Raw genomic sequence first — 26802 nt, 5'->3', positions numbered from 1 at the left:
ATTGCCTTATACGTACGAAGAGCAAAATGAAGTCAAGGGCGCCGTGGCCCCTGGATGTGTGTCGCCCGGCGCCCGACCTTGCGGAAATCTATCTCTGCGTTGAGTTTCTGCTCATACACCCACTGGCTTGCCTGGTGGCGCAGGTAGCGCTCGGTTGCACAGTCGCCACAGTTGGCCTTGAAGCCGGCCGGCTGCTGGAATACCAGCCGCACGGACGACCCGCAGACCGGGCAGGCCTGCAGCGCCACGAGTTCCTGCTGACGCAGCCCCAGGGCCTCGGCCTGCTGACCGGCGTTCGCAGCGGTCAGTGCCTGTTGCAACTGGGCCAGGTGTTTTTCCGACAAGACCTCGCGAAGCACCATCTGGGCCGATCCCATCTCCAGGCTGATGGCGCTCATCGCCCCCCCCGCCCCGCGCATCACGGTGCCCGGCACCTTGGTAATCGGCGTGCCATAGGCCTGCAGCAGCGGCTGCCAGAGAATCGCATCAACCAGATGGCCAAAGCGCTCCACGCCGTAGAGATCAAAGGGCGAAAGCGCTATCCAACCCGCCTCCAGCGCCGCCTCGTTGTTCACCTGCCCCAATGCGGGCCAGGCAATGACCCTCTGGGGCAGGCCAGGAGTATGGTCCGGGCGCTCGGTAAAGCTGAACCAGGGCACCACCGTCAGCAACACCTTGGCGTCCGTACCCAGGATGGAACTCACCAGTTCCCACTCCAGGCCTGAACTGCGAAGGCTCAGGGTTCGTCCCGCCCATTGCGCCTCATCCTTGCCATCCAGGTAAGGGGCCAGGGCGTGGCGCAACATTAGCCCCGCATAGCGTGAGTAAGCACTCGCCAACTGGCGATTTTGCTGAAGGCGCTCCTGGGGGGGCTTGCCTGCACGCCCCTGTACCTTGCGTAGTTCCTCCCACAAGACCGCCACATGACGATAGTGCGCGTCGTGACTGAGGATATTGGTCAAGTGCAGGCCACCGCTGGCTTGCGCCGACCGAGGCACCAGCGGATACAACCCAGTCTGTTTCAACCCGGCTATCGCCTTGGAGGCCGCCTTCAATTGCCGCAGGGTTTCACCCAGTAAATGTGAAGCTTCGCTGGTCATTTCCTGGTTACTGAAGGTTTGCCCCCAGAGTGCGCAAATGGCAATGGCCAGGCGATGATCAAGGCCATCGGCCCCATAGAATTCCAGCGCCTTGCTCAGGGTGCCCTGGATCTGCTCCAAGGTCGCGATGCGTCGCCACAGATGCCGCTCGATACGGTCCAGCAGGCGCGCATAAACACGGTTTTCGTAAGTGTTGTAGTCGTCCTCGCTGAAACGCGCCAACACTTTCCTTGGGATGACACCGCTCAAGGTCTGCCGCTGCCAGCACTCCGAGTGAGACGCCAGGTGCACCAGCGCGCCTTTGGCCATGCGCTTGGCTCGGGCTACATCCGTGACCTCATCTTCGTAGTGAAGATCCAGGCGCGGGCGCAGTGATACCTGGTGCAAGTGGCCCTTGCTGATCACGTCCAGCAGCGACACCTCGAACGGCAACAGATGGCTTTGCTCATTGATCACCTCGGCCGGCATCAACGGCGACCTCAAGGTTGCCTGCCGCGAAAACTCTGCATCTAGGGACTCAAGCGCACTGGCAAACAGCTCGGCCTGAGGAGACAGCAGGGCGTTCGACGGCACGAACCCATGCAGCGCTTCGTCCAGCAGGCAGCGGTCGCTGCCATCGGGCACCAGGATGTCTTGCCGCAGTAGGGTGTGGCCGTTGATCGTCACGCCGGATTTGCCGGCCCAGCAGAAGCGCCCGGGCTCGACCAGCCCGGGCAGCGTGGCCACGGGCTCGCCCAGCAGTCGGTCAAACCAGTTCAACGATGCCCTTCCCGGCGTTTGATGTCCGCCGTCAGCAGGTCCAGGGATTTGACCGGGTCGCCCTTGAGGTTCGCCTTGATCCAGAAGCTTTCAAGCGCGCTCATCAACTCCGTTACATCTGTGGTGCCAACGTCATAGCGCCCAGTCACCTTGCCCTTGCGCATCACACGGGTGGACAGCAGATGGTCGAGGGCCTGCCCCTCACTCGCTCCGGTCTCCAGCATGACCGGAATAAACCGCAGTGCCTGTTTCTCAAAGCGGTTGCCCCAACCTAGGTCAAAATGGCTGGCCAGTTGCTGGGTAAATTCATCGCGGGTCAGCCTACCGAGCAGGTCCTTTACAGGCATCTCATGGAGCAAGCACGCCCGATTGAAGGCTTTTTGCAACGAAAAGAATGAGTACCGCTTCTTCTCGTAAGGCTGGATGACAAACCCCGCATCCTGCTTGGGCAGGGTCATCACGTGGGCACGGTCGTAGGTCTTGTCGGCCAACTCGCTGGTGGATTCATCATGGTTGGCGGTACCGATAAACCAGACGTTATTCGGCACCAGTATTTCCCGGCCGTTCTTGAGGTTGAGCGGCGCACCCGACAGCGCGACTTCCGACAGACTGATCAGGCGCTCCCTTGGATCATTCTTCTCCAGCGCCGAAAGGAACTCGGAGAAATACTGCTCGGGCCTGGACAGGTTCATCTCGTCCAACAGCACCACGTTGCAGGCGTCGTCCCAGCGAGGGGTCTGCGCCTTGTACAAGGCTTGCAGACAATCCTTCTCATAGAAACGCCGCTCAAAGGCGTTGTAATGGCCCAGCAGGTCATCCCGGTCACGCCAACCCGCTTGTACGGCGATATCCGTGCAGAAGCCGCCCATGGCCTTGGCGAACGCCTTGGCCAAGCTAGTCTTGCCTGTGCCGCTAATGCCCTGGAACACATGAAGCTGGCTCATGGCCAAGCCGCCCAACAACACCCGGATGTCTTCAATGGGATAGAACAGTTTGACCGAGGCTTCTGCAGTGGCGATGCGGTGCTGCAATTCAACCGCGAACGGCCCGAGGTCCTGCACCCCCTCCAACTCAGCGCCAGCACGGTAGTCCTTGTGGGTGTCCATCAAGGACATGGCCGGGAATGGCGTCTGGGTTTTCTGTGCGTTGGTCAGTTGCTCAACGGTGGTGGCCAGGTCATTTATCCTGGCGTCCAGGACGGTTGCATGAGTCTCCAGCACGCGTCTTTTTCGCTCGCTCCATTCAAGGTCAGTGGCCGCGACACGCGTCATGCCAACTTCGCGATTGGCCTTCTCGTATTTGGGCATGATGTCGGCAATCTGCATGCCCAGGTCCGCCACATGCTGGCGAAGTTTATCGTTTTCGCCCTGCAGCTCTGCGGCATCGGATTGTTCCAGCCGGGTAAGCAGCGCCCTGTTGTCTTCACGCAGTGCACTCAGTTCGTCAAGCAGGACCGTCGCCGACTGATCCCCCAACTGAGCTTTCAACAACTGCAACTCGGACAGCTCGTTTGCACTCTTATCCACCATTGCCCAGGCCTTGCGCTCGCGCGTTTCCACGCGTTCCACATCGCGCGCGAAGCCGTTGCGCTCCTGCTCCATCTCGCGCGCAACCTGATCCTGCTGGGTCGCCTTGGCCTCCTTGACGGCGGCCCACTCCCGGTCCAGGCGGCGCGTGCGGTCCTCCACCTGCTGCTCGCGTTGTGCAAGCGCATCTTCACGGGTATCCAACACATCGGCACGGGCAGCCTCGGCTTCAGTGCAACGGAATTTCACATCGGCGAGCTGCCTGGCGAGCTGGCGCAATTCCTGGTTCAGGGCCTGTTTTTCTTCCTGAAGCAGCCCAATTTCGCTGTCATGCTGTTCGCCCAACATGCGCTGGCGCTCTTCGAGGACCACCAGCGCCAGGCGGTTCTGCTCGGCAAACCCGGCCTCGGCGTTGACCTCACGCAACTTGACCTCACGCTCGCGCTGCGCCAATTCGCCATCGGCTTGCGCCTGTCGCTGCCGCACGCGTTCAAACTCGGCCTGGCGAAGAGCCTGGGCCTCATGCTGTACATCAAGGACGGCCTGGCGTTCATCCAGCTGTTGCATCCGCGCATCACATTCCCGGCCAGCCTGGTTGGTCAGTTCCCAGCGCTCCTCATACTCTTCGAGCAGTGTATCTGCGCGCTTGCCCAGGTCCTTACAGAACTGGGCGAAGCGCTCGATCCAGGTCGAAAACGCCTTGCTGTCGTCATCGCTGATGTGGGCGACCAGCTTGCTCAAGAAGGCTTCATCCACCGAAAAATCAGGGGCCAGGGACACACCGGAATACAGCTTGGAGGCATTCCCGAAGGAGGCGCTCCACATTGGCACCTGCTTCTCCAATTGCACGCGATTGGCAGTCTTGGCAGGTGCGGATGCGCCACCTATCGGGGCGCTGTAAGGGGCGTTACGATTATTTTTGGCCATTACATCCATTCCTTGAAACGTTCGGTAAAGCCCAGGGCGTATTGAATATGTTGTTGCGCCATCGGCACGGTCACGGGGGTGACTTTCTTGCCGGTAAATTTGCTGTGGGCGTGGCTGCCCTGGTTACGCAGGGTGGCCAGCGCCAGGAGCTGTTCGAGTTGCAGCTGCTCTTCGGTCAGCGTCTTGAAGGGATGCCCGGCATGGCTGCTGGCGCCCCAACCGGCGGCAAAGAGCAGTGCCTTTAGGGAGCTGCTGGGGCTGGAGCACGCCGAGATGACCTGATCCAATTTTTGCCGGGCCAATTGCCCAACGACCTCGGCGTTGAACGCGGGCAACCGAAACGACGTCAGGATTTGGCGAGTGACGCGATAGTCAGCACGCTGCTCTCCCCTGGGCATCAGGGCAGGATCGACCGGGAACGTGCCGATCAGCCATTGCATCACCACCTCCAACAGTTTCTGGCACTCGGTCATGGCTGCTTCAAGCTCATTCTCGGCGGTATCGCCCTGGGCCAGTTTTTCCTGGCGGGACAGCAGCGCTGCCAGGTAACGCTTGATATCCGTCTGGCGCTCGACCCAGGGAAACTCGGTTAACACCCGAAGATCCGCCTGCTTTTGCAGATCGGCCAGCCACTGTTCGACGCTCTGCTCGTCGCCGCGAGGTGCCTCCACCAGGCTGGACAGGTACTTGAGCAGCCCCTGGTTTGCCTTCACCAACGGTAACAAGCGGCTGTCCATCCACCAGGCCTGGTCACGCAGGTCGAACGGGTCCCTGATTGCCCACAACTGCCCACCATCCGGGTCTGGCGTAATCCACACCAGTACATGAGCGAGTCGGGCCTGGGCGTCCTGGCGCTCCACCCCTTGCAGCTTGATCTGCTCGGGCAGGTCGGCCTTGCCATACAGCTGCAGCGTTGCCCGGTAGTCCTCGCGATAATCCCGATAGGCTTTCATCAACGCTGGCGTGCTGCAGGCCGGCTGCACACGCTGGTTGGGCAGAAGCAGAAAAGGTGCAGTCGTTTGACCGGTTTTCCTGTTCAGGGCAAAGACCGGGAACTGTCCACGTGTTTCGGTCGGGACGATGTCCTTGAGCTGTGCCTCGAAGCGCGGCCACAGTTCACCTCCGAGCGCGTCCTGGAAGAGGTACCCGGATTTGAGATTGGCACTGGCCTCCTCCTCGTCCAGCAGCATGCGCAAGCCCTTAGGGGTAACGGCATCCGCACGGGTCACCAGCCAGCCATTGCTGACGGCTTGGGCGAGGATCAGCTTGACCAGGTCTTCATGCAGGTTGGTCAGCTCGGCAATCGCCTCTGCCCGCACCACTTGGGCCCTGATCAGGCCCAATACGGCACGTTGGAACAGGTTCAACCGTGCACGCGTGACTTCGGGGTACAGCACCCGATGCACCCATACCGGCCACAACACGGCACGAGCGCTGCCGTGGGGCCTTTCGCCGAACTTGAGGTAGGTTCCGGATTCACCGAAGGCTGCCATGCGCACCTCCACAGAGTTGGTGCAGCGCCACCAGGGCAGGCACGGCCTCCTCTGCATCGACATGGGTCGCCAGTGCCGCATCACCGACGCAGATCAGCATCTGGCGCTGGCGACTCATGGCCACGTTCATCCGGTTGGGTAACCGCAGGAAGCCGTATTGCTCATTGAGCAGGGTCTCCCGGGACTTCTCCGGGCTATCTTCGGCACGCCCGGCCGGCCCGCGCCGACCTTGCGGGCCGGTGCGTACACAGGACAACAGCACCACATCAAACTCCTTGCCCTGGAAGGCATCCACCGAACCAACCCGCAGCCGCTCTTCTGAGTACTCAGACCCATCACTGCGGACTTTTTTCGCCCACTTGAATTGCTCATGGGGCTCGATGCCGGTGCTCTTGCGTTCCATCAAGGGCACACCATCGATCTGCACCTGGGTCAGTTTTTCCATGATCAGGTCACGCTGTGCGGCATAAAACGTGATCACCCCCACGGAGAGGGCTTCACCGCCCGCGATCATCAAACGCTTAACCTCTTCCACGACCCGCTCGGCTTCGGTCTCGCGCATGGGGCTAGTCCCTCCCAGACGTTGCGCAAGGCCCGCGCTGGCCGGCACATCGATCCACTGGCAGACCTTGTTTTCGTAATGCCCACCGTCGTTGCCCAAGGCCCGGATAAAGTCCGGCGCAAACGCAAAATCATCATCCTTGCGCGTGGTCTTGACCGCCTCTAACCCGACTTTTTCATAAAACTGTGCACTGACAAAATCCCCCAGCACGCGGTGCATGCGAAACTGTGTGTCGAGCATCACCACGCGGCGAATGCCGTCTTTTTTCTCCAGGTCCTGCAACATCAGGCGCATCCTCTGGAAAAGACTCGAGCGCAAGGCCTCCAGCTGCAACGCTGTGAGTGCATGCTCCTCCTGCAACTGGCTCTCGACTTCTGGCTCCAGCATGTGCGGCAACTGGCGGTCATCGCCGACCAGCACGATGCGCCGCTTGGCCATGGCCATGGGCACGAACAGGTCCAGCGGGTTGGCACGCGCGGCCTCATCAACGATGACGGTGTCGAACTCGATGTCCATGCTGTCCAGGTCTGACACGGCCTTGAGGCTGGCCATCTGGCGTCCGGCCGCCTGCTGGCAGGTGGCGCCCACCACCATGGAGTATTCCTGGGCCGCCGCCACGGCGGCGGCACGGTCCATTTCCAAACTGCCAGCCAGTTGCTCCAGTACCCAGGCCACCCCCAGCTTGCGCTGGGAAATCTTGTCTTGCAGATGCTGTTCCAATTGGTCGATCAAGCTGACGCCCAGGGCATCGAGTTGGTGCTTGAGTTGCGCAGGTCGGTAATCCGGCAGGAAGCGATCCAACAAGCGGTTCTTGCCCTCGGCCAGGCGCTGCAATAAATCCTGCGAGGCCTGCCGGCAATCGGCGGCTTGCTCCAGCAGCTCGCGCATTCCCTCACCGAGCGCTACATCGTGGCGCTTCAACCAACTGAGCAAGTCCCACGCACGGTCGGCACCGTCATCACTGAAGGCGCCAGGCTTAACCCGCAGGGCGCGAATGCGGCGCAGGGTTGCGCTGTCGACTGCGTCGGCGCCGCGTCCGCGAGGCAGAGGGTTGATCTGATCGATATAGTCCTGCAACGCCTGTTCCAAGCGCGCCGGCAGGAGCAGGCCGTGTTGCACCAGTGAACGGGCCGTCGCCAACATGTCCTTGAATGCATCGGCCCGTTCTGCTGGTGAAAGGTTTGAGACACGGGTCATCAACAAGGCCTGTGACAGGCGGCTGACGGGCTCCAATTCCGGATAGCGTTCGTACTCCTGGGCAATTTTGCCCTGGACATGCTCGACTTGGCGTTCAAGCCAGGGATCGATGCGATTGTCTTCTTCAACATCTCGACGCTTGCCGCCGATGCGTGTGGCCGGCAACTTGAACACGTCGCTGCGCTCCAGGGCGTTATCCACGGCATCATGCTGAAAGCTGCTGATCAGAACCTGCCCGGCAATGTTCTGCTCGCGCGTTTCTTCCGCCAGCCTGCGCTGCAAGGCTGCGATCACCTGGGTCTTGCCGGTACCGGGAGGGCCGATGATGATCGCCAGTTCCGGCGTATTGAGTGCCTTGTCCAACGCATCGATCTGTTTGTCTGTGGGTTGGCCACCTTTAAACGACTCGTTAGCGTAGGCTGTCAGGCCCTTGAGCGTGCGGCGCCGCTCCGCCGGTATGGCCAAACCTTCGAGCAACCACCTGAGTGACGGCAAGCGCCTGCCGGAATCAATGGACTGCTTGGCGATAAGGCGTCGCTTGCCAACGGTGCGGTTACCGGCAACGGACAGGTACAGCCAGCCCTCGGGGCTCTTGGGTTTAACGTCGTTATGGGTCGACACCGGCGTGAACACCAGACACTGTGCTTCAAAGCGGATCCGCCCACGGGGTGTCGGGGCAAACGAGGCGGACGGCGCTTCATTGCTCAATTCTTCCGACCAGTCCGGCGGCGCGTCCCCCAGGTCGAACTGGGTATCGCGGGACAAGTCCAGGCCCTTGTGACGCTCGCAGAATAGTTGGTAAGCCTCTGGGGACTTGGGCCACAAGCGCCAGGCGTTTTCTCGCCCGTTCTGGAAACTTTCATAGCGCACAAACCGCAACGCCTTGAGGGTCTGGGCCTGTTGCAGCGCGCGTTGCCACTCCTTGTCGTTGTACAGGTTCCACAATTCCAGGTAGCCCGCATTGTCGCGCAGCATAGCGTTGAGCAACACTTGCTGGGCAGGGCTATTGAGCTGCGCCGCGACCGACGCGTCCCGAAAGGCAAAGTCACCCACCAGTAACGAAAACGAATCGCTGCGCCGCACATGGCGAGCCACGCGTTTTACCAGCAGCGCACCGTCGGCGGTGCGCTCGATATCGGCGCGCCACCCCATGCCCAACACCTGGAAGCTGCCCTTGGCTGCGGTGTTGTTGAAGCGCGAAAGGGCCAGCCAATCACCTTCGAGCGCACCTTTGACCACAAACTGCTCCTGCATCCACTGGCAGGCCTGTTCGACATCGTTCTGGCCGATTTCCTGATGGGTATACAGGCTGTCGGCAATCAGCCCGTCGACCCTGAACTCCAGGTTCATGGCCGATACATCGGCAGGTGCGCAGTACTGCACCTGCAATTGGTTTTTTTTGCACGCTGCCAGCATCCAGCGCACCTGGTCCCGTGACGCCAAAGGGCCGAACAGGGTGCTTTGCGACGGATTGCAGGTCACCACGATACGTTCGTCGCCCTGCACCACCAGCCAATCATCCTGGTAGCGCTGAACGGTGATCGCTTCGTTCACGCGCAAGGACTGGGTTTCCTCAGTCGTCGAGAGGCTCAACACATCCGCGCAAAACAATGGGAATTCTTGAAGGTTCATCGTTCATCACCACCGGAATTGCCAGACGACATGGGTTTCCCCGGGAGGGCCGATATGCAACTGGTACGGCTGGTCATACTGGCCACGACGTGCCGCCTTGAGCCCCTGGAATTCCCCGAGTTGCTTGGGATCGCCCTCGCCTTGCAGGTACAGCTCGCCGTCTGGCAACTGGTGGATCCCCAGGCCCTTGCCGGTGTATTCGAGGCGTACATGGTCGGTGGGCCAACGGTCATAACTGAACGAGGGTAACAACCGCTTGAGCTCTTGGTTTGCCCCCGGTTGCAGGTACACACGGCGACCGGTGGCGATGCGGTGGTCAGGCAGTTCGGCGTCCCTTTCTTCCGGCGCCAGGCAGATGAACTCCTCGAACACCACCAGGTTGGCGTCGACCGGTGCATCGCAAAAAAAGCAGGCCATGTGCGCAGGGTCAACGCCAGTGCCCGGCATCAACGAGGTGGAGGTGCATTCGGCGCACTCAACCATGCGTTCGTCGATCTCCACCAGGGCTTCCAACCATTCGGCGATACCCGGGCGGGCGATTGCATCTTGCTTGCCCTGCTCGAAGCAGCGACTGAACAGCGCGGGCAAGCGGCTGTGTTCGGCCAATTGCAACGGCAGGTTGGCAAAGCAGGCATTGTCGGGGTCATCCGAATCATTGATCCATGGATGCTCCCCTCGCAGTGCCGCGTCCTCTTCCTCCGGCTCACCCAGTTCGACCAGTTCGCCCTTAAAGGGATGGTTGTGGGTCAACACGCGATAGGCGATGACGGCAAAGCTCCAGCAGTCCGTCAGGCTCGACAGCATGGCCTCGCCGCGCACCACTTCCGGCGCGCCATAGTCGGGGGTGTGAAGGGTCAGGCCGCTGTGGGCCTGCAGGCTGATGTTGTCGCAGTCGATCAGCCAGGTTTCGGCAAACCCGGGATCATCCGACACAAAAATATTGGCCGGGGACAGGTCGCCGTAGAGCATGCCGCGCCCATGCAGCTGGTTCAAGGTCCTGGCCAACTGGCACAGAATACGCACCCGCCGACGCAGGCCGCCCTGGGCCAGGTAATCACTGGCGGCATCGTCCTCGGCGGCGACAAAACTGTCCAACAGGCTTTGCAATGGAACCAGCCCGTCCATCAGCTCCATGACATAGCCAAAGCGCGGCGGCTTGAGCAGTGCCAGCGGTCGCGCCAGTTTCAGGTCGCTGAGGTCCTGGCGGATCAACCATGCCATATGACGATGCCAGCGTTGCTTGGCATCGAGGTCAGTATGGATAAAGCCCTTGACCAGGACAGTGGGCAATTGTGTGCGATACACCACACCTTGCCCGCCACGGCTCATCTCGCTCAACAAGTCGTAGCGAGTGCCCTTTTCATCCAGGACATGCTTGGTACTGCGCTGGGTAGCGGTCATTGTTTGTGATCCGTTCGAAAGATACCGGCGATGCTCTTGTCATCACCGTGAAGTGGCGTGGACCAGGCGTGCATTTCTCGCTCCAGCCAGGTGCGCATGCGGCGTCTGTTGCTGCGGGCAAGGCGGCGGTAAATCACATCGAAAAAGGGTTCCAACTGCTCGGGGATCAGATCGTCACTGATGCCGTCCGTCATCAGCAGCACGCCATCGCCGGGCAGTACCAATTCGAATTCGCAGGTCTGCCACAGCCCCTCGCCTGCCTGGGCCAGGGTGTCGGTCTGGTTGCCGAACCCCTGGCGCGCCGCGCTGATCACCCGGAAGGCACCTCGGCTCTTGAGCAGCAGCAGCCCATCCCCTATCTGCCCGGCCTGCCCACGGCCGCGGGCATCGACCCGGGCCCACAGGCAGGTGGTTTCGTAATCGCGATAGCGGGTGCCGAAATGCTCAAGCCAGGACAAGCGAATGGCCTGGCCCAGTGTTTGTGCAGAAACGGCGAAGGCCTGCCTGGCATGTTGCTTGACCAGGTGTACCGCCTTGCTGGAGCCGATGTGGCTCAGGCGCCGGCTGCCCAGGCCGTCGCAGACCGCGATGCACCACCCCTGACGCACGCCATAGACCCCCATGGCATCCTGGTTGACCACGCCGTCCTGCAGGTGCCCCGGCCCGATGACCTTGGCACCAGACGCTGCCAGGCGCATCAGAATTCCCAGTCTTGATCATCGGCAGACGGCAGCTCCAACGGGAGCGTTTGATTGGGGGTCGACGACTGGCTACGGGCGCTGACGCTCATGGTCACGGCACGGAAGAAGCGATGAATATCCCGTGCCTCAGAGGCTTGAAACAGCGGCGCTTCCTGATCATTGGCGAAGTCGGCCAGCATGCTCACATCTGCATCGGCACCGATGCCCATGGCGAAGCGCGTGGCCTTGGAGGAGCGCTCACCATTTTGCAATTGCGCAAAAGGCGTCTCCCACTCGTCATTGGGGTAACCATCGGAGACCAACACAATCACCGGTTTGTAGGCGCGGGACGGCACGATGTCTTTGTCTTCGATCAGTTGGCTGGCCAGGCGCAATGCGCCGCCCAAGGGCGTGGCGCCATCCGCCGTGAGTTGGCTGAAACTTTGGATTTGATGGGCCGGGGTCAAGGGCAGGTTCAACTCTGCGCTGCTGCCGCCAAAGGTGATCACGCTCACCTGGATTTCAGCGCGCAGGCGGCTTTCATGGGCAAAGGTGGCGATCATGTCCTGGAGCGCGCTGTTCAACGCCTCGATCTTGCCGCCCTCCGACATGCTGCCACTGGTGTCCGCCAGCACAATCACAGGCAAAGGACGGGCAGCTTGGATCTGGAATTTCTTTAGCTCTGACATTTCAACGGTTCCTTGGTAATCAGTAAGTGACGTCCTGGTTATAGCGAGCTTCGTGCCAGAATAATTTATTTGTTTAAGAACAATAATTTACGAAATACAAGGATCAATAACGCCCGAAAAAAATAACATTTATTACTTCAAAGTAATTTTTCTTACGCTCGCTTGTTATTCGACACAGTGCTTTTCGATCCACTTGCTCAGGGTCTGCTGGCTCTTGAGCCCCAGGAGCAAGGCGGCTCGGGTTTTGTTCTGGCCCGTGGCGGCCAATGCGCCACGCACGTAGTGGCTCACGACTTTGGAAATGATGTGGTTGATGTCCACCCCTTGGGACACATCCATCGCCATCAGGTCGTTGTCCTGCGCCGGCAGTTTGAACAACGCCTGGTCAATATCGCCCCGGGTAATCAGCGAGTCCTGACACCAGAGCGCAGCGCGCAGCAAGGTGGCATGTAACTCCCTAACGTTGCCGCGCCACGGGTGCCGTTGGATGAGTTCCCTGGCCTCCAGCGAAACCTTTTTGTCCTTCAGGCTGGAATCTTGGCTGCCGATACCGTCCAGAAGCGCATCGGTCAAGAGCTGCAGGTCACCCTCGCGCTCGCGCAGCGCCGGCAGATGCAGGACACCTACAGCGATGCGATAAAACAGGTCCTCACGGAAACTGCCCTGTGCGACGTCTGCCATCAGATTGCGGTGAGTGGCGGTGATCAGGCGCACATTCACCTGCACTTCACGACTGGCACCGACCGGCGTGAAGGTGCCCTCTTGCAGTACACGCAATAGCCGCACCTGCACGGCCAAGGTCAGCTCACCGAACTCATCAAGAAATAGCGTCCCGCCATGAGCCTGTTCGAACACCCCAAGCCGATCTTCAATCGCGCCGGTAAACGCACCTTTTTTGTGGCCGAAGAGCACGGAATCAACAAGTTCAGAGGGAATTGCACCGCAGTTGACAGTGACGAACGGCCGGCTAGCGCGCGTTCCTGCGTTGTGGATGGCTCGGGCAAACAACTCTTTGCCGGTACCCGTCTCTCCATAGATAAGGACCGGCACGCCTTTCTCAGCAAGAACGTGGGCCTGTGCCTTGATGGCCAGCATGCGACCACTTTCCGCGACAATGCTGTCAAACGCGGCATCCACCGGCACTTGCTGCTCAGCCAGTTTGGTCAACTGGCTGCCGCTGATTGCGCTGGCCGCTGGAACATACTCGGCAGCGATTTCGAAGGGGATATCAACCTGCTGGACACCTTGTTCCAACGAAGATTGATAGAACACTGCGGGGTAACGGGTCTTGCCCAACAGGATCCACACCGCCTGCATCGCAGGTGTTCCGGGGCTCAGCAAGATGGAAAGATGTACCCCTTCTCCCACCAACCGCTGCAGATGCCGATTGGCCGCGTGATAAATCTCGCCGAAATGCACTGGGGAGGATAACGGCTCGACATAGGCAGTGACGGGAATATCGACTTGCTCGCGGAGCCAGCGAAGATAACGCTCAACCTGCTCCGCAGGGTACGCACACAAGAGTTCGACGCTATCGAAATCGACAGCAGCGAGGGCCGACCGGACAGGCCCCGCCTCCTCGCCGGTCACCGCTTTTAAATCGTTAGCGCCGATCCAACTGACCAAAACCTTATGCTTTACCGCAACCATCCCAGGGCTCCAACAAATCCTTTTGCTAACGAAGGCCCTCATCACGATCAAGGACTATCGCTACCAGATATCAAATCAAATGCCTTTATACTTAAAAAGTGGCCATTTAACATCTATCCGTTAGTAGGCACCCACGTGATCCTATTTACTTCGATTTAGCATCAGGCTGATGCGGTAGGCTACACGCACTCTCCACCACGATGGAGGCGGCTCCAATCAGTGCTTATGCAATCCGCCAGATTTTGAATCTTGAATGCCTTGGAAGCAGAGCTACGTGCAAGAGTCGATTAACGAAATGACCAATCTTCTCGTTCGAGATGCGAAATTCGCCTATCACAGGTATGACACTCTGGAAATTTACCAGCTGCAATTCGCCACCAAGGTGGCAAGGTTTTTACCTCTTTGGGCTGGGCTTCTTCTTGGAGCGTGAGGGATTGAGCGATGTCGTCCATGCGCGCCCATCCTTTGTCGTTATGCCCAATGGAGTGCCGGAATTGGTCAGCCAAGAGGACACTCTTGAGCTGATAGCAGGATGAAAGCTCTTCTAGTGAGAGCCGCAATGTCCCTTTATCGTTACTGATTTCTCGTCCCATCATCGAATGGCCGCTACCTAGACCGAAGCGAGCCGCCTGATAAAAGCTCCTAGAGCAAAATTCGATATTGGTAACACATGCGAAAAATCCACTCAGAGCTGACCGTTTTGTGGGGGTAAAAACGCGGAAAAATAAAAAGGGTCGCGAGATAAAATCTCGCAACCCTTTGAATTATATGGTCGGGACGGAGTGATTCGAACACTCGACCCCTAGCACCCCATTCAGTTATGCATTATGCATCCCTGGTTCGCGCTGCGCCCCTATAGAATCCTCAAACCCAGTAAAACAAGGCCTTTGAGCGCTTCACTCTTCCAACGACCTCTATCCTGATCTACCCTTAGCTGACGAATTAGTGGGAGTAAATGTGGGAGTAAACTTATCAGGAGGTTGATTATGGCCAAGCTCACTGCCAAGGAATTGGAAGCACTGACCGAGCAGGATGTCGGCATCATCATACGCGACGAAGGCAGCCTCGCGGGCAGGGTTTCACTCCGCAAAAAAGGTATCGCCATCCCCTTTTACTTCCAGTTTCGCTGGGAAAGGATTTACACCCGCTTCTCGTGTGGTACCTGGCCAAACAAGTCGTTGACCGAAATCCGCAAGGAGCGCAACGAAGCACGAGACCTTGTAGCAAAAGGGATCAATCCTAATGAGAACAAGCGCGCAGGGAAGGTCAGACTGAAAGCGGAGCTGGCTGCACAACTCGCAGAAGCCGATCAGCAAAAATCTATGGAGCTAACGCTGCTAGACCTAGCGGGAGAATGGCTTCGCGATGGTGTGGCACGAAAGGATGGTAATGCCGAGCTACGGAGAAAATTCGCGAAAGATCTTTACCCCGCCGTTGGCTCAAAAGTCATCAGTACAGTCAGTGAGCATGACCTGCGGGGTCTGGTGCGTTCCGTCATGGCTCGCGGCGCTACTCGCCAAGCCATTAGTCTTTTTTCGGATATCGTTCAGATGTTTGGATGGGCCCAGAAACGACAGCCATGGCGAACACTGCTGATCGACGGAAATCCAGCAGACTTGGTCGAAATCGATAAGCTTGTACCCAGTGACTACCAAGAGGAACGTACTCGGACCCTCTCCTCCACCGAACTTCAAGAATTACACCAACGCTTTCAGAAAATGACTACCGACTATGCAGCGCTACCTGCCGGCGAGAAGTACGGTGGAATTCGCCCCCTGAAACCAGAGTCCCAACTTGCGCTTTGGATCTGTTTGGGAACGTTATGCCGGATCGGTGAACTGCTTCAGGCCGAATGGAAGAATGTCGATCTGGAGAACCATACCTGGTTCATCCCGAGCGGGAACGTCAAAGGCAGCCGGCGCAAAAAACAAGACCATTATGTTTTCCTCTCACCCTTTGCCCTGCACTTCTTTCAGGAACTCAAGACCATGACGGGCGATACTCAATGGTGCTTTCCGAACAAGCAGGATGATGGGCATGTGGACGTGAAAGTGGTGAGTAAGCAGGTGGGTGACCGCCAGGCCCGATTCAAAAACCGCAAAGCCCTCTCCAGACGTCGCCATGACGATACACTGGTGCTTGCCGACGGCCAGAATGGCGACTGGACACCGCATGACCTACGCCGCACAGGCGCGACCATGATGCAGGCCTTGGGGGTCAGCCTGGACGTCATTGATCGATGTCAGAACCATGTGCTTGCCGGCTCCCGGGTGAGGCGACACTATCTGCATCACGATTATGCCGAAGAGAAGAAACGCGCCTGGAATCTGTTGGGTGATCGACTCGGTGCCGTGTTGTCCTCAACCTACGAACACCCACCGACCGAGTCGATGATGTCTTTTCCAGCGTACGCGGCTACAGAGACATGGTCACCTTCATAGGTCTACCGTTAATCAGCGATTCCACTGGTAACCACGGTGAATTTCCGGCTGAACTCGAAGACCTCGCAGACCCCCGTGTGCCCAGCCGGAATCGATACGGCATCCCCCGCAACCATTTCGAACCTCTCACCAGTGTCCATAGTGATTGCGATACGACCTTCGATCAGCACAAAAGCCTCATCGTTTTCGAAGCGCCAATGAAACTTCGCAGGACGAGAGGTGAAGAACGCCACGGACTTGTGCGGGGTTTTCACGCCAACGGTTCGCAAGAGCTTCATCCGAGTGTCCGGATTGCCCTCGATCACATCATTGCCCAGCGGGTACTCAAGCCATCCATCGGGAGTGTCCAACGATGCCAGAACTACAGAATCGATCGGATTGGGGAGCTTAGGACGAGCAGTCATCTTTTCGGTGCCTCGTAGCGGAATAGGTGGATGTACGACTATGACAAGTGGCATAGTCGAGCCTGAGGCTACACCATAATATGACAGATGGCATAATTTATTAAGATGACTACTTCCACTCGTGACCGAATGATCGTCGGCGCTGCGGATCTACTGCGCCGCAAGGGGATGACTGCAACCAGCATGCGCGAGGTCGTGCGCCACTCGAACACGCCACGCGGCTCCATCACCCACCACTTCCCTGGCGGTAAGCGCCAACTGCTCGAAGCAGCCGTGGAGCACGCCGGCCGGGAAGTCAGCGAGCCGCTGGCACAGCTGCTGAGCAAACATGGCCCTGTGAAAGGCATGGAGCTCTTCGTTGCCTTGTGGCGAAAAACGCTTGAAGAGACAGCCTTCCAAGCCGGCTGTGCAGTGCTGGCCGTGGCGGTTGAGCAGTACTCTTCCGACCAGCGCGGCGAGCCTGAACCGGAGCTCGAAGCTCAGATCCAGCTGCAGTTACTGGATCAAGCCAACGCTATCTTTGGTGAGTGGCAGGAGATTGTCGGCCGGTCGCTGCAGGAGGCCGGAGTGACCGACGTTCGCTCACGCAGCCTGGCGCTGCTGGCCATTGCCTCTATCGAGGGCTCTGTTGCCCTGTGCCGAGCCGCGCGCAGCGCGGCACCGCTCGACCTTATCTGGCAGGAAGTGAAACGGAGTTTTGCACGGGAACTGGCCTAGCCACCAGCACCCGCGGGCTCCAGCTGCCGCAGTCCACGCTCAGTGACCGCATCTATGTATCTCGGATCGCCATAGATACGAGCCAGCAGAATAGCCCCTTCGAAATCAGCCACCAGCTGTCGCGCCAGATTCTGCGCGTCCTCCTGGCTGTGCCCGACGCTGTAGAGCTTGAAGAATGCGGCGGCCCAGTCATCCATGAAGTGCCGAATCGGCTTCATGAGATCGACCTTCCCATAAGCGGCATCGACTGCCACAACACCCATCAAGCATCCAATCGAGTCGTCCTGGAAGAGTTTCTTTGCCTTGCGCCCCATGCTTGTGAGTCGCTCCTGAGGAGTCAGGCTTTCATCGAAAGCGATGGAGAACAGCGATTGCTTCAAGCGCCCATGGGTCCACTCCAGCACATCCCTCAGAAGCGACTCCTTGTTGGGATAGTGATGGTAGAAGGACGCCTTGGTCAGCCCGCAAGCAACCGACAAGGCATCCATGGTGGTGCCGTGGTAGCCGAGACGCTTAAAAGTGTTGGCGCAGCGCTGCAGCAGTTCATCGCGGGATACTTTCAATGGGCGCACGGGGTAAACCTGCTCTCGATAATCCTCGCTGATTCTACGTCATAAGCCTTGCTGCAACAATTTGACGGTTACCGAATGTTTGTTTAGTTTCAGCTAACCGAACATTCGGTAAGTATCTTCAGCTTGGAAAAAACCAGGCAGCCCCTCATAAAGTCAGGAGAAGCTCTCATGAGCGAAGCAAACAGCGGTCCGGGTCGCGTCACTCGAGAGCAGCGTGGTCATCTGTTCCTTATCGGCCTCGACCGGGCCGGCAAACGCAATGCTTTCGACAGCGCCATGCTCAATGACTTGGCCCTGGCCATGGGTGAATTCGAGCGCAACGATGAAATGCGCTGCGCCGTCGTGTTCGCCCACGGCGACCATTTCACGGCAGGCCTTGATCTAATGGAGCTGACGCCGAAGCTGGCTTCGGGCGGCTTCAAGTACCCGGACGAGGGTATCGACCCGTGGGGTGTCTCGAAGCCGCGCCGCACCAAACCAGTGGTCCTCGCCGTGCAAGGCACCTGCTGGACCGCGGGCATCGAGCTGGTGCTCAACGCCGACATCGCAATCGCCGCCAGCAACACCCGCTTCGCTCACCTGGAAGTACTGCGCGGCATTCCGCCATCTGGCGGTTCCACCGTGCGCTTTACCCAAGCTGCCGGCTGGACCGATGCCATGCGCTACATGCTGACCGGTGAAGAGTTCGGTGCTGACGATGCTCTGCGTATGCGTCTGCTGACAGAGGTCGTTGAGTCCGGCCAAGAGCTGGTGCGCGCCATCGAGTACGCCGAGCGCATCGCCAAAGCCGCACCGCTGGCCATCAAGGCCACCCTGCAGTCTGCCTTCCAGGCGCGCGACGAGGGTGACGATGCTGCGCTCTCCAAGCTCAACGAACTGCTGTTCACGCTGATCAAGAGCGAAGACGTGCGTGAAGGCGTCATGGCGATGATGCAGAAGCGCGAACCGGTGTTCAAAGGTCGTTAACCAATAAGGCAGGGGCAAGAGATGCTGCAGTACCAAGCACCACTGGAGGAGTTCAACTTCCTCGCTCACAAGGTTCTTCGACTTTCAGAGCTGTTGCCTCTGCTGCCAGAGCACCACCATATCGACGCCGACCTGTTCAGGGCCACTCTGGAGGTCGGTGCCGAGCTCACCCAAGAGCAACTGCTGCCCTTGAACGGCAGCGGCGATGCCGAGGGTTGCAGGCTTGAACAGGGTGGGGTCAAAACCCCACAGGGCTTCAAGTCAGCTTACCGCCTGTTTCAGGAGAACGGCTGGCCTGCTCTGACGGTCCCACTGTCCATTGGGGGGCAAGGTTTCCCAGGAACGGCAGGTGTCTTTTTTGACGAGATGCTCGCCTCCACCAACCTGTCTTTCAGCATTTTCGCCAACGTGCGCGAAGGTGTTCTCCGTTGTGTCGACCGATTCGGCGATGAGCGGGTTCGATCCCTGTTTTCCGACAAGCTAGCCAGTGGCGAATGGCTTGGCACCATGTGCCTTACCGAGCCTCAGGCTGGCAGCGATCTTGGTTTGATTCGCACGACTGCAGTCACACAGTCGGACGGCTCCTACCTCCTGAGTGGAACCAAGATATTCATCTCGAACGGCGATCACGACCTGACCGAGAACATCGTTCACCTGGTGCTCGCCAGAACGGAAGGGGCCCCGGCAGGTACTGGCGGCCTCAGCCTATTCGTCGTGCCGAAATACCAATTGGAGGTTCCTGCCTCAGCCAACGGGGTGTCGGTCATCGCGCTTGAGCACAAGCATGGCATTCGTGCCAACGCCACATGCGCCCTGGCATTCGAGAATGCCAGGGGCTACCGCGTCGGCGAATTGAACCGTGGCCTTGCCTGCATGTTCCTGCTGATGAACAGCGCACGGCTCGCCGTCGGTGTCCAAACCGTAGGTTTGACCGAGGTCGCTTACCAGAACGCGCTGCGCTACACCCAGGAGCGCTTGCAAGGCCGCGCGCTGAATGGTGCCACGCACCCCGATCAACCCGCTGACCCTCTGTTAAGTCATATTGGCGTCAAGTCGAGCCTTGTTCAGCAGCGGCTGTTTATTGAGCCAGCACGCTTGCTCTGCGCCTGGGTCGGCACCCTGCTTGATGAAGCGCGTTGCCACCCGGATGACGCGCGACGTAAGCAGGCCTCACAGCTGGCAGAGTTGTTGACCCCCATCGTCAAGGGCTACCTGTCTCAGCACGCGGGTACACATATCTCGTCCGCTCTCCAGCTGTTCGGTGGGCACGGTTACATCGTCGAAACCGGCATGGAGCAGCTGCTGCGCGATGCGGCCATCTGTCCGATCTATGAAGGCACAAACTACATCCAGTCTCTGGACTTGCTGGGGCGCAAGACCCTGAGCGATCAGGGACAGCGCTTGGGGATCTTCCTCAGCCACATCCCCGCGCTAGCCGAGCGTCTGCGCCAGCGTCCAGGACTGGAAGGGGTCGTCACGACCTTGGCGTCATGGGGGGCCGAGTTCGAACCATTGGTTCAGCAACTATCGGTCGATACGGTTTTCAACCGGGACGTTGTGGGTTTGGTTGCGCCGGACTTCCTTGAACTGCTGGGTACCGTTGTTTTTGGCTATTTGTGGGCATGGATCGCGGATGCCGCCGCGCCGTCAACTTCTGATGAAAAATTCCTCAGAAGCAAACCTGCCCTGGCCCGTCTGTATTTTTCCGAAGCCGAAGTACGTGTTCCTTCACTTATCGAAAAGCTGAAGCGCAATGCATCGCGTCTTGGGCTGCTCGAACAGATCCAACTCTGCTAGGGCGGACCACAGATGAATCGTTCAAATAAAAAAGATAATGAGAAACTGAAGTTAGTCAGTACCCGGCAGAGTGGCAGCGAGCTTGCTGACCTTGGGGTTTGCACCATAGAAGAGCTGCTGCAGCGTAGCGCTATGAAAACGCCTAAAGCCCCGGCCGTGTCGGCAATGGGTGCCAACATAAGCTACGAGCGATTACAGAATCTGAGTGCTGCGGTAGCGACCTGGTTGATCAACCAGGGGCTGCAACCGGGAGCTCGGGTTGCAGTCGCTTTGCCGAACATGCTCGCCCATCCGGTGGCGTGCCTGGGAATAATCCGGGCGGGTTTGATCGCCGTCTGTGTGAACCCTTTGTATACGCCGCAGGAGCTGGCGCAGGTTTTCAAGGACAGTGAAGTCAAAGCTGTATTTCTCTTCGAACCCATGGGCCAGGGTGTCCAGCAGGCCATGCTCAAGGCCGGTGTAAGTATTGCTGTGCAAGTCGCCCCAGGTGATCAACTAGGCTGGCGACGGACATTGGTTAATTGGGTAGCTCATCGACGCTTGGGTAGTAAGTTCACCCGCATAGAAGGAGCCGTCGACTGGCGCAAGGTCGTAGCGACTCGTGCGACCAAACTAAGTCAACGCGCGCCCATTACAGCCGAGCAGACGGCCTTCATAATCTATAGCGGTGGCACTACAGGGCAGCCCAAAGGAGTGCCCATCAGTCATCGGGCTTTGCTGTTCAACGTTGGCCAACAGCATTCGGCTCTGCGTCCGCATCTTTTAGGCAGGGCCGAGCCGGATTACGTGTTGCTGCTCGCGGTGCCGCTCTACCACATTCTCGGCCTGGGCAATCTGCTCTTCACCCTGACCAAAGGCGGTAAAGCGGTATTGGTGATGAATCCACGCGATACCACGGCGTTTGTCAAAGAGTGGTCCCGGCACCGCATAAGCAGTTTCCCCGGCGTCAACACCCTCTACAACTCGCTCCTGGAGAACGAAGAATTTCACTCGCAGGACTTCACGGACCTCGCTCTCTGCCTCGGTGCGGGCATGCCGGTCAGCGAGTCCACGGCCAAGTTCTGGCACCGGATCACTGGCTGCCATATCACCGAAGCCTACGGTATGACTGAAACCGGACTGATTTCCTGCAACCCGGCCGGACGCTCCCGCCCCGGCTCGGTAGGTTTGCCAGTAGCGGGAATTGAAATTTCCCTACGAAGCGAGAATGACGACGAGGTCACCGTCGGTGCCGGCGAGATATGTGTGCGCAGCCCCGCCATCATGGCCGGTTACTGGCGACGGCCCGAAGAAAACGCGTCTGCATTCACCAGCGATGGCTTCTTCCGCACGGGGGACATCGGTCTCTTCGACCCGGACGGCTATCTGCGCCTGGTCGACCGCAAAAAGGAAATGATCATTTCCTCGGGATTCAAAGTCTTCCCTTCGGAGATCGAGCGAGTTCTGAATGCTCACCCCGGGGTGATGGAGTCGGCGGTCGTGCCGGCTCCTGACGAGAAGGCCGGAGAAATACCCATCGCCTACGTCGTTCGTCGCCAACCCTATCTGGATGAGGCCCACGTGATCGCACACTGCGAAAAGTATCTAGTCAGCTACAAGCGTCCCCGCCGCATCATCTTCCGAGACGACTTGCCCAAGAGCAATGTGGGCAAGATTCTCCGAAAAGAACTGGTTGGCGCAGAACAGCAGGAGTGCTCTGAATGACTCTGCCTAATTCAGCCGCCACCTTCTCGGTGATTGATCAACTGACGCTAGTGGCCGACGACGGCTACCGCCTCGCCGCCACCCGCTATTCAGCACAGGGCAATCTGAAGGGCAACCTGATCATGGCCGGTGCGACCGGTGTGCAACAGCGTTTCTACCGCCGCTTCGCCGAGCATGCCAGTAAACAAGGCTTCAACGTCCTGACTGTCGATTACCGAGGTATCGGAGAGTCCAGGCCCACATCCCTGAAAGGTTTCGAGATGTCCTACCTGGACTGGGGCTTTCGCGATCTGGCAGCAGCCGTTGAGCACATGGACGATGGCAGGACTCCGCTGTTCTGGGTCGGCCACTCCTTTGGTGGGCATGCTCTGGGCTTGCTGCCCAATCATCACAAGATCACTTCTGCCTATTGCTTCGGTACTGGCGCCGGATGGGCCGGGTGGATGCCCAGGCTTGAAGCCTTCAAGGTTCGCCTGCTGTGGTCTTGTGTTCTGCCGCTGATCGTCGCGTACAAGGGCTACATGGCCTGGAGCATGCTGGGGATGGGCGATGACCTGCCGCTGGGTGTCTACAAAGACTGGCGGCGCTGGTGTGCCCACCCCCATTACTTCTTCGACGATCCCTCAATGGCTCCGGTCGCCAGCCTTTATGCAGAAGTCCGCATGCCCTGCGTCTTCGCCAATGCGGTGGATGACCCATGGGCGCCTCCTGCCTCGCGAGACGCCTTCCTCAAGGGTTATCGCAATGCTCCGTTGCTGACGCGTGATCTCCATCCCGAGACGAAAAAGCACCCCATCGGTCACATGGGGTATTTCCGGGCTTCAGCTACGGATGCCTGGGACGAGGTGCTCAACTGGTTTGCGGCGCAGAGCAACAGTACAACGACGCAAAGTCGCGCTGGCACGGGATGCCGCTGATGAGCACCACCGCGCCACGCACAGAGTTTTCTGCATCCGCCAAGGTATTCCGCTCACTGGTCGAAAGTCGGCGCGCAGTGCGACGTTTCACGGCCGAAGCGGTGCCCAAGGCGGTTATCCAGGAGTGCCTGGAGCTGGCAATGCTGGCACCTAGCTCATGCAATCTGCAGCCTTGGTCTTTTCATGTCGTACGCAATCCCGATCTCCTGCAACAACTGCAGCCTGTGTGTTTGGGCCAGAGCGCTGCGAAAGCACCGCTGATCATTGCCGTGTTCGCACATTCGAACACCTGGGAACAGGCATGTGCCGATGTACTCAGGCTTTGGCCAGAACCCGCTGTGCCCAAGGCGATTGAGCATTTCTACAAGAACAGCGCCCCATTCCAGTACAACCAGGGCTGGTTGGGTTGGCGCGGTTTGCTCAAACGACAGATGGTCAGGCTGATGGGCTTCAGGCGCCCCGTCATGCGCACGCCCAATAGCCTGGAACAGATGCGACTCTGGGCCGTGAAGTCGACAGCGCTGGCGGCGCAGAACCTGATGCTGGCGTTCCAGAGCCACGGCTACAGCACCTGCCCCATGGAGGGCTTCGATGAGAAGCGTCTGAAGCAGGTGCTGCCCGTTCCGAAAGGCGCAATCCCAGTCATGCTGCTGGCGGTCGGGATGCCGGGAGAACGCGCGGTCTACAACCCACGGTTGCGCTTCCCGCTCAATCAGCGCGTGGCGTGGCATTGATCATCCGCACAGAACAATAACAAGAGGGCTAGCTGCTATGGCTTTTACCCAAATCGACTATGAGACACACGGCCCTATCAGGGTCATCCGTTTCAATCGCCCAGACAAGCGCAACTGCATTGGGCCAACCACCCACTTGGAGCTGGTGGAGGCCTGGACACGTTTCCGGGATGACCAGAGTGCTCTGGTTGCGATCATCACTGGTGCCGGCGACAAAGCTTTCTGTACCGGTGGAGACCTTGAGGCAGGATTTGACCTGGTGCCTTCCACCGCGGACGAGATTGCTGCGCACGACCGCGGCGAGCGCCCGGGTATTCTCGGACCCAGCCGTTGGACGGACATCTACAAGCCCGTGATCGCTGCTGTGAATGGCGCTGCCTACGCCGGCGGCCTGGAATGGGCCTGCTTCGCAGACATGCGCATCGCCGAGGAGCACGCCTCCTTCGGTGTGACCTGTCGCCGCTGGAACATTGGCCTGGCCGATGGCGGCAGCCAACGCCTGCCGCGCATCGTGGGGTTGGGCAGGGCAATGGAGCTGATCCTGACAGGCAAGGTCATCTCGGCCTCTGAAGCCCTCTCCATTGGCTTGGCCAATGAAGTGGTCCCCAAAGGGCGCTCACTGGAGCGTGCGATGGAGCTGGCCAAATTCCTCTGTGCCCTCCCTCAACCCGCCATGTGCGCGGACAAGGAGGCCGCGATCCGCGGCTATGGTCAACCCCTGGCTGAGGGCTTGCGCATCGAGGCGGAGTGCTTCAACCGTTCCATCCATCAACCCGAGACCCGCGAGGGGCTGCGTCGCTTTCTTGAGCGCGATCATCCCGACAGACGCTCCGATGCACCAACTAAGACGCCAGGTTTGATCAGGGACTGAGGAGAACACCATGCGATTTAACCTTTTGCTTCAACTACATCTTTTCGCCGTGGCCTTCTGGCTGGGCGTCGTAGCGGTCGAGTACCTGCTTGAACGCACCCGAGCACAGAGTCGGAGTCAGGGCTTCACAGTCGCCAGGCTGCACAGCCAGATCGATCTGTTCTTCGAGATGCCCGCCTTCAGCGTGGTGCTGGTGACCGGATTGCTGCTCATCGAGCCTGCGCGCTTCGACGGCATTTATGCCCTAAAAGTTGTGGCAGGAGGCATCGCTGTTCTCGGCAATGCACTGTGCCTTGTGCCCGTACTGAAGCGACGTGCATCCGCAGAGACAGACGACCTCGCCGATGTCATTTATCAGTCCAAGCTGATCGACCGGATCTCCTTGCTGGCCATCCCGGCTGGGCTAATGGCACTCGCCTGCGGTGTCTATTTGATGGTACTTCGCTGACCCTTTGATAGGTCACGTGGGCTGCGGAGGGTTGGTCACCGACCTCTGATAGACGAGTGACATCTGCACCAGCAGAGCCATGATGGGCTATTCGCGCGTCGGTTCCCAATTGCTATTACGTACTTTACGCACCTGGTCATTCGAGGGTTTTGCCGACGCCGGTTCGACCGGTTTACTATTGTTCGGGTTGCTTCGCAATCGCGGTATGAGGGTGCTTCTTTCGGGATGAATGGGTCAGGCAGTTGCCCGATCCGGTTGATTATCAGTGCCGTTGCGTAGCATCGCCTACCAGCTTCACCGCGACGTTACCTGAGCCATTCCGGCCGGAGTCAAACGGCTACATGTTGTCAATCCGGCATCACCTCCCTTGCAATCAATGCCCCCGGATACTGAATCACCCGCCCGGCCAGCCTATGGCCTTCGGCAGCTGCATGTTGTGGAGTGCCGCCGTCCAGCCTGCTGGCGAGATAACCCGCGTTGAACGAATCGCCAGCGGCCGTGGTATCAACCAAGCTCAGTCACACGAGCAGAGAACCCCTGCTGGTCCTTGTTAAGCAATACTGCCTTGAAACTCATGAGCAATCCCCACGGATAATGATTTGATGCCTCACCACGCCGGCTTATGCTGACATGACGAAGTCAGGTAGAACGAACTGACCGAGTTCCTCAATGACCTCACCTGCGGGGCGTTGGCCGTATTTCAAATTGATGATCACATGGTTAACGCCGATCTCCTGCAAGCTGTGCAGCAGCGGGATCAGGTGATGTCGCCCCAGTTGATAGCCCAGGTGGATCGGCCGAGGTGGTGTCTGCGGGTTATCTGTCAGGTCGATGTATAGCGACTGGGTGAAGGGTTTGAACAGTTCACCACATTCGGCACGAACCGCCTTGCGCCAGTCCTCGACAATCAGCTGCTGAGTCTTCGGTGCACGCGGATAGCTGATCCAGCCATGACTGCAGCGGGCGATCCACTCCAGCGTCTGGCGGCTATGGCCGGTGACGAAGAAAGGAATTTCCGCCGTCGTCGGCTTGGGAATCAGATCGGCCCCCTCAAGCGTGCCGCCGGACCAGGTCAAAGGCACGAAACTGCTGCGCTGAACCTCGCGAAATACCTTGAGGTATTCGCGGAACAGGCTGTCGCGTTGCTCCGGGTCGACACCGAATGCCGGAAACTCTACTGGACGGTCACCGGAAGCCACGCCGAGTAACAGGCGGCCACCGCTGAGCTGATCGACACTAGTTGCGGCCTTGGCGGTGTGTAGGGGATTGCGGATTGGCAGGATGACCGACGCGGTGCCCAGCGCAATCGAGCGAGTGTGTGCCGCCATAAAACCCAGGTAGACCCAGGGATCGAAGACCTGGCCCGAATCACCGAAGCTGGGGTCGCGTAACGGCACGTCGCGAAACCAGAGGGCAGAGAAACCCAGCTTCTCGGCGCGTTGGGCCAGGTTCACTTGGTCGAGCATACTCGGCGTATCGCCGGTAAAGGCTTCGAGGGGGAAGAAAAGACCTAGGCTCAGGCGGCCTTGGCGGTAGGTGTGCTGAAAGCCAGGTTGTTGCTGATAGGGAATGGAATTCGGAGTTAACATCTTCTCTCCTACATATTTCAAAATAT

General features: G+C 58.9%; 21 protein-coding genes and 1 pseudogene. 9 read left to right on the top strand and 13 right to left on the bottom strand.

What is annotated here, in order from left to right:
* Window positions 1–32 precede the first annotated feature (32 nt).
* From PSH76_RS09295 to PSH76_RS09255, 9 genes are all read right to left on the bottom strand, one after another.
* Window positions 33–1859 (bottom strand): hypothetical protein, encoded by a 1827-nt coding sequence (locus PSH76_RS09295; RefSeq protein ID WP_305493942.1) that lies wholly within the window; start codon window positions 1857–1859, stop codon window positions 33–35.
* Window positions 1856–4312, bottom strand: a complete 2457-nt coding sequence (locus PSH76_RS09290; RefSeq protein WP_305493941.1) for an AAA family ATPase — start codon at window positions 4310–4312, stop codon at window positions 1856–1858. Before PSH76_RS09290 ends, PSH76_RS09295 begins: the two co-directional genes overlap by 4 nt.
* Window positions 4312–5805 (bottom strand): hypothetical protein, encoded by a 1494-nt coding sequence (locus PSH76_RS09285; RefSeq protein WP_016978914.1) that lies wholly within the window; start codon window positions 5803–5805, stop codon window positions 4312–4314. Before PSH76_RS09285 ends, PSH76_RS09290 begins: the two co-directional genes overlap by 1 nt.
* Entirely contained in the window at window positions 5789–9196 is a 3408-nt protein-coding gene (locus tag PSH76_RS09280; RefSeq protein WP_305493940.1) for a DEAD/DEAH box helicase, read from the bottom strand. Before PSH76_RS09280 ends, PSH76_RS09285 begins: the two co-directional genes overlap by 17 nt.
* A 6-nt stretch (window positions 9197–9202) precedes the next feature.
* Window positions 9203–10597 carry a protein kinase gene (locus PSH76_RS09275; protein WP_038848920.1) on the bottom strand — a complete coding sequence of 465 codons (1395 nt, stop codon included), beginning with the start codon at window positions 10595–10597 and terminating at the stop codon, window positions 9203–9205.
* Complete coding sequence (locus PSH76_RS09270; RefSeq protein ID WP_305493939.1) at window positions 10594–11295, bottom strand: PP2C family serine/threonine-protein phosphatase; 702 nt, start codon at window positions 11293–11295, stop codon at window positions 10594–10596. Before PSH76_RS09270 ends, PSH76_RS09275 begins: the two co-directional genes overlap by 4 nt.
* Complete coding sequence (locus tag PSH76_RS09265) at window positions 11295–11966, bottom strand: VWA domain-containing protein (RefSeq protein ID WP_108574128.1); 672 nt, start codon at window positions 11964–11966, stop codon at window positions 11295–11297. The genes PSH76_RS09270 and PSH76_RS09265 overlap by 1 nt, the downstream gene beginning before the upstream one ends.
* 165 nt (window positions 11967–12131) lie before the next feature.
* Window positions 12132–13616: a sigma-54-dependent Fis family transcriptional regulator gene (locus PSH76_RS09260; RefSeq protein ID WP_305493938.1), complete on the bottom strand. Its 1485-nt coding sequence runs from the start codon at window positions 13614–13616 to the stop codon at window positions 12132–12134.
* Window positions 13617–13903: 287 nt separating this feature from the next.
* Window positions 13904–14068, bottom strand: coding sequence for a hypothetical protein (locus PSH76_RS09255; RefSeq protein ID WP_305493937.1), 165 nt, complete (start codon window positions 14066–14068; stop codon window positions 13904–13906).
* 534 nt (window positions 14069–14602) lie between these two features.
* Between PSH76_RS09255 and PSH76_RS09250 the strand changes: the two genes are divergently transcribed.
* Window positions 14603–16057, top strand: coding sequence for a site-specific integrase (locus PSH76_RS09250; protein WP_032902046.1), 1455 nt, complete (start codon window positions 14603–14605; stop codon window positions 16055–16057).
* A gap of 8 nt (window positions 16058–16065) precedes the next feature.
* Here the strand turns inward: PSH76_RS09250 and PSH76_RS09245 are convergent, their stop codons facing one another.
* On the bottom strand, window positions 16066–16461 hold the full coding sequence (locus PSH76_RS09245; RefSeq protein WP_050587208.1) for a cupin domain-containing protein: 396 nt from the start codon (window positions 16459–16461) through the stop codon (window positions 16066–16068).
* 129 nt (window positions 16462–16590) lie between these two features.
* On the opposite strand from PSH76_RS09245, the gene PSH76_RS09240 reads away from it, so the two are divergent.
* Window positions 16591–17178 carry a TetR/AcrR family transcriptional regulator gene (locus PSH76_RS09240; protein WP_077748055.1) on the top strand — a complete coding sequence of 196 codons (588 nt, stop codon included), beginning with the start codon at window positions 16591–16593 and terminating at the stop codon, window positions 17176–17178.
* On the opposite strand, the gene PSH76_RS09235 is transcribed toward PSH76_RS09240, so the two are convergent.
* Complete coding sequence (locus PSH76_RS09235) at window positions 17175–17750, bottom strand: TetR/AcrR family transcriptional regulator (RefSeq protein WP_032902049.1); 576 nt, start codon at window positions 17748–17750, stop codon at window positions 17175–17177. The two genes, PSH76_RS09240 and PSH76_RS09235, sit on opposite strands and share 4 nt — an antisense overlap.
* Window positions 17751–17918: 168 nt before the next feature.
* On the opposite strand from PSH76_RS09235, the gene PSH76_RS09230 reads away from it, so the two are divergent.
* The 7 genes from PSH76_RS09230 to PSH76_RS09200 are packed head-to-tail and all read left to right on the top strand — an operon-like array spanning window position 17919 to window position 25187.
* Window positions 17919–18716 carry a crotonase/enoyl-CoA hydratase family protein gene (locus PSH76_RS09230; RefSeq protein ID WP_032902051.1) on the top strand — a complete coding sequence of 266 codons (798 nt, stop codon included), beginning with the start codon at window positions 17919–17921 and terminating at the stop codon, window positions 18714–18716.
* A 21-nt stretch (window positions 18717–18737) separates the two neighbouring features.
* Window positions 18738–20513 carry an acyl-CoA dehydrogenase family protein gene (locus tag PSH76_RS09225; protein ID WP_050587209.1) on the top strand — a complete coding sequence of 592 codons (1776 nt, stop codon included), beginning with the start codon at window positions 18738–18740 and terminating at the stop codon, window positions 20511–20513.
* A 12-nt stretch (window positions 20514–20525) separates the two neighbouring features.
* Window positions 20526–22217 (top strand): AMP-binding protein, encoded by a 1692-nt coding sequence (locus PSH76_RS09220; RefSeq protein ID WP_032902052.1) that lies wholly within the window; start codon window positions 20526–20528, stop codon window positions 22215–22217.
* A complete protein-coding gene (locus tag PSH76_RS09215) occupies window positions 22214–23134 on the top strand; it encodes an alpha/beta fold hydrolase (protein ID WP_032902053.1) in 921 nt (306 codons plus the stop codon). The genes PSH76_RS09220 and PSH76_RS09215 overlap by 4 nt, the downstream gene beginning before the upstream one ends.
* Window positions 23134–23868: a nitroreductase family protein gene (locus PSH76_RS09210; RefSeq protein WP_032902085.1), complete on the top strand. Its 735-nt coding sequence runs from the start codon at window positions 23134–23136 to the stop codon at window positions 23866–23868. Before PSH76_RS09215 ends, PSH76_RS09210 begins: the two co-directional genes overlap by 1 nt.
* A 37-nt stretch (window positions 23869–23905) precedes the next feature.
* On the top strand, window positions 23906–24739 hold the full coding sequence (locus PSH76_RS09205; protein WP_032902055.1) for an enoyl-CoA hydratase/isomerase family protein: 834 nt from the start codon (window positions 23906–23908) through the stop codon (window positions 24737–24739).
* A 10-nt stretch (window positions 24740–24749) separates the two neighbouring features.
* Window positions 24750–25187 (top strand): hypothetical protein, encoded by a 438-nt coding sequence (locus PSH76_RS09200; RefSeq protein WP_032902057.1) that lies wholly within the window; start codon window positions 24750–24752, stop codon window positions 25185–25187.
* 347 nt (window positions 25188–25534) lie between these two features.
* Here PSH76_RS09200 and PSH76_RS09195 read toward each other — a convergent pair.
* Together PSH76_RS09195 and PSH76_RS09190 are read right to left on the bottom strand one after the other, a co-directional pair.
* Window positions 25535–25699 (bottom strand): annotated as a pseudogene (locus PSH76_RS09195) (PfkB family carbohydrate kinase); the annotation flags it as partial.
* Between the two features lie 108 nt (window positions 25700–25807).
* The gene (locus PSH76_RS09190) at window positions 25808–26776 is read right to left on the bottom strand and encodes an LLM class oxidoreductase (protein WP_044275553.1); all 969 of its coding nucleotides are present in this window, start codon (window positions 26774–26776) and stop codon (window positions 25808–25810) included.
* Between the last annotated feature and the right edge of the window lie 26 nt (window positions 26777–26802).

Source organism: Pseudomonas sp. FP215 (assembly GCF_030687795.1).
Lineage (GTDB): Bacteria > Pseudomonadota > Gammaproteobacteria > Pseudomonadales > Pseudomonadaceae > Aquipseudomonas > Aquipseudomonas salmasensis.
This window is presented reverse-complemented; position numbering and strand designations above follow the sequence as displayed.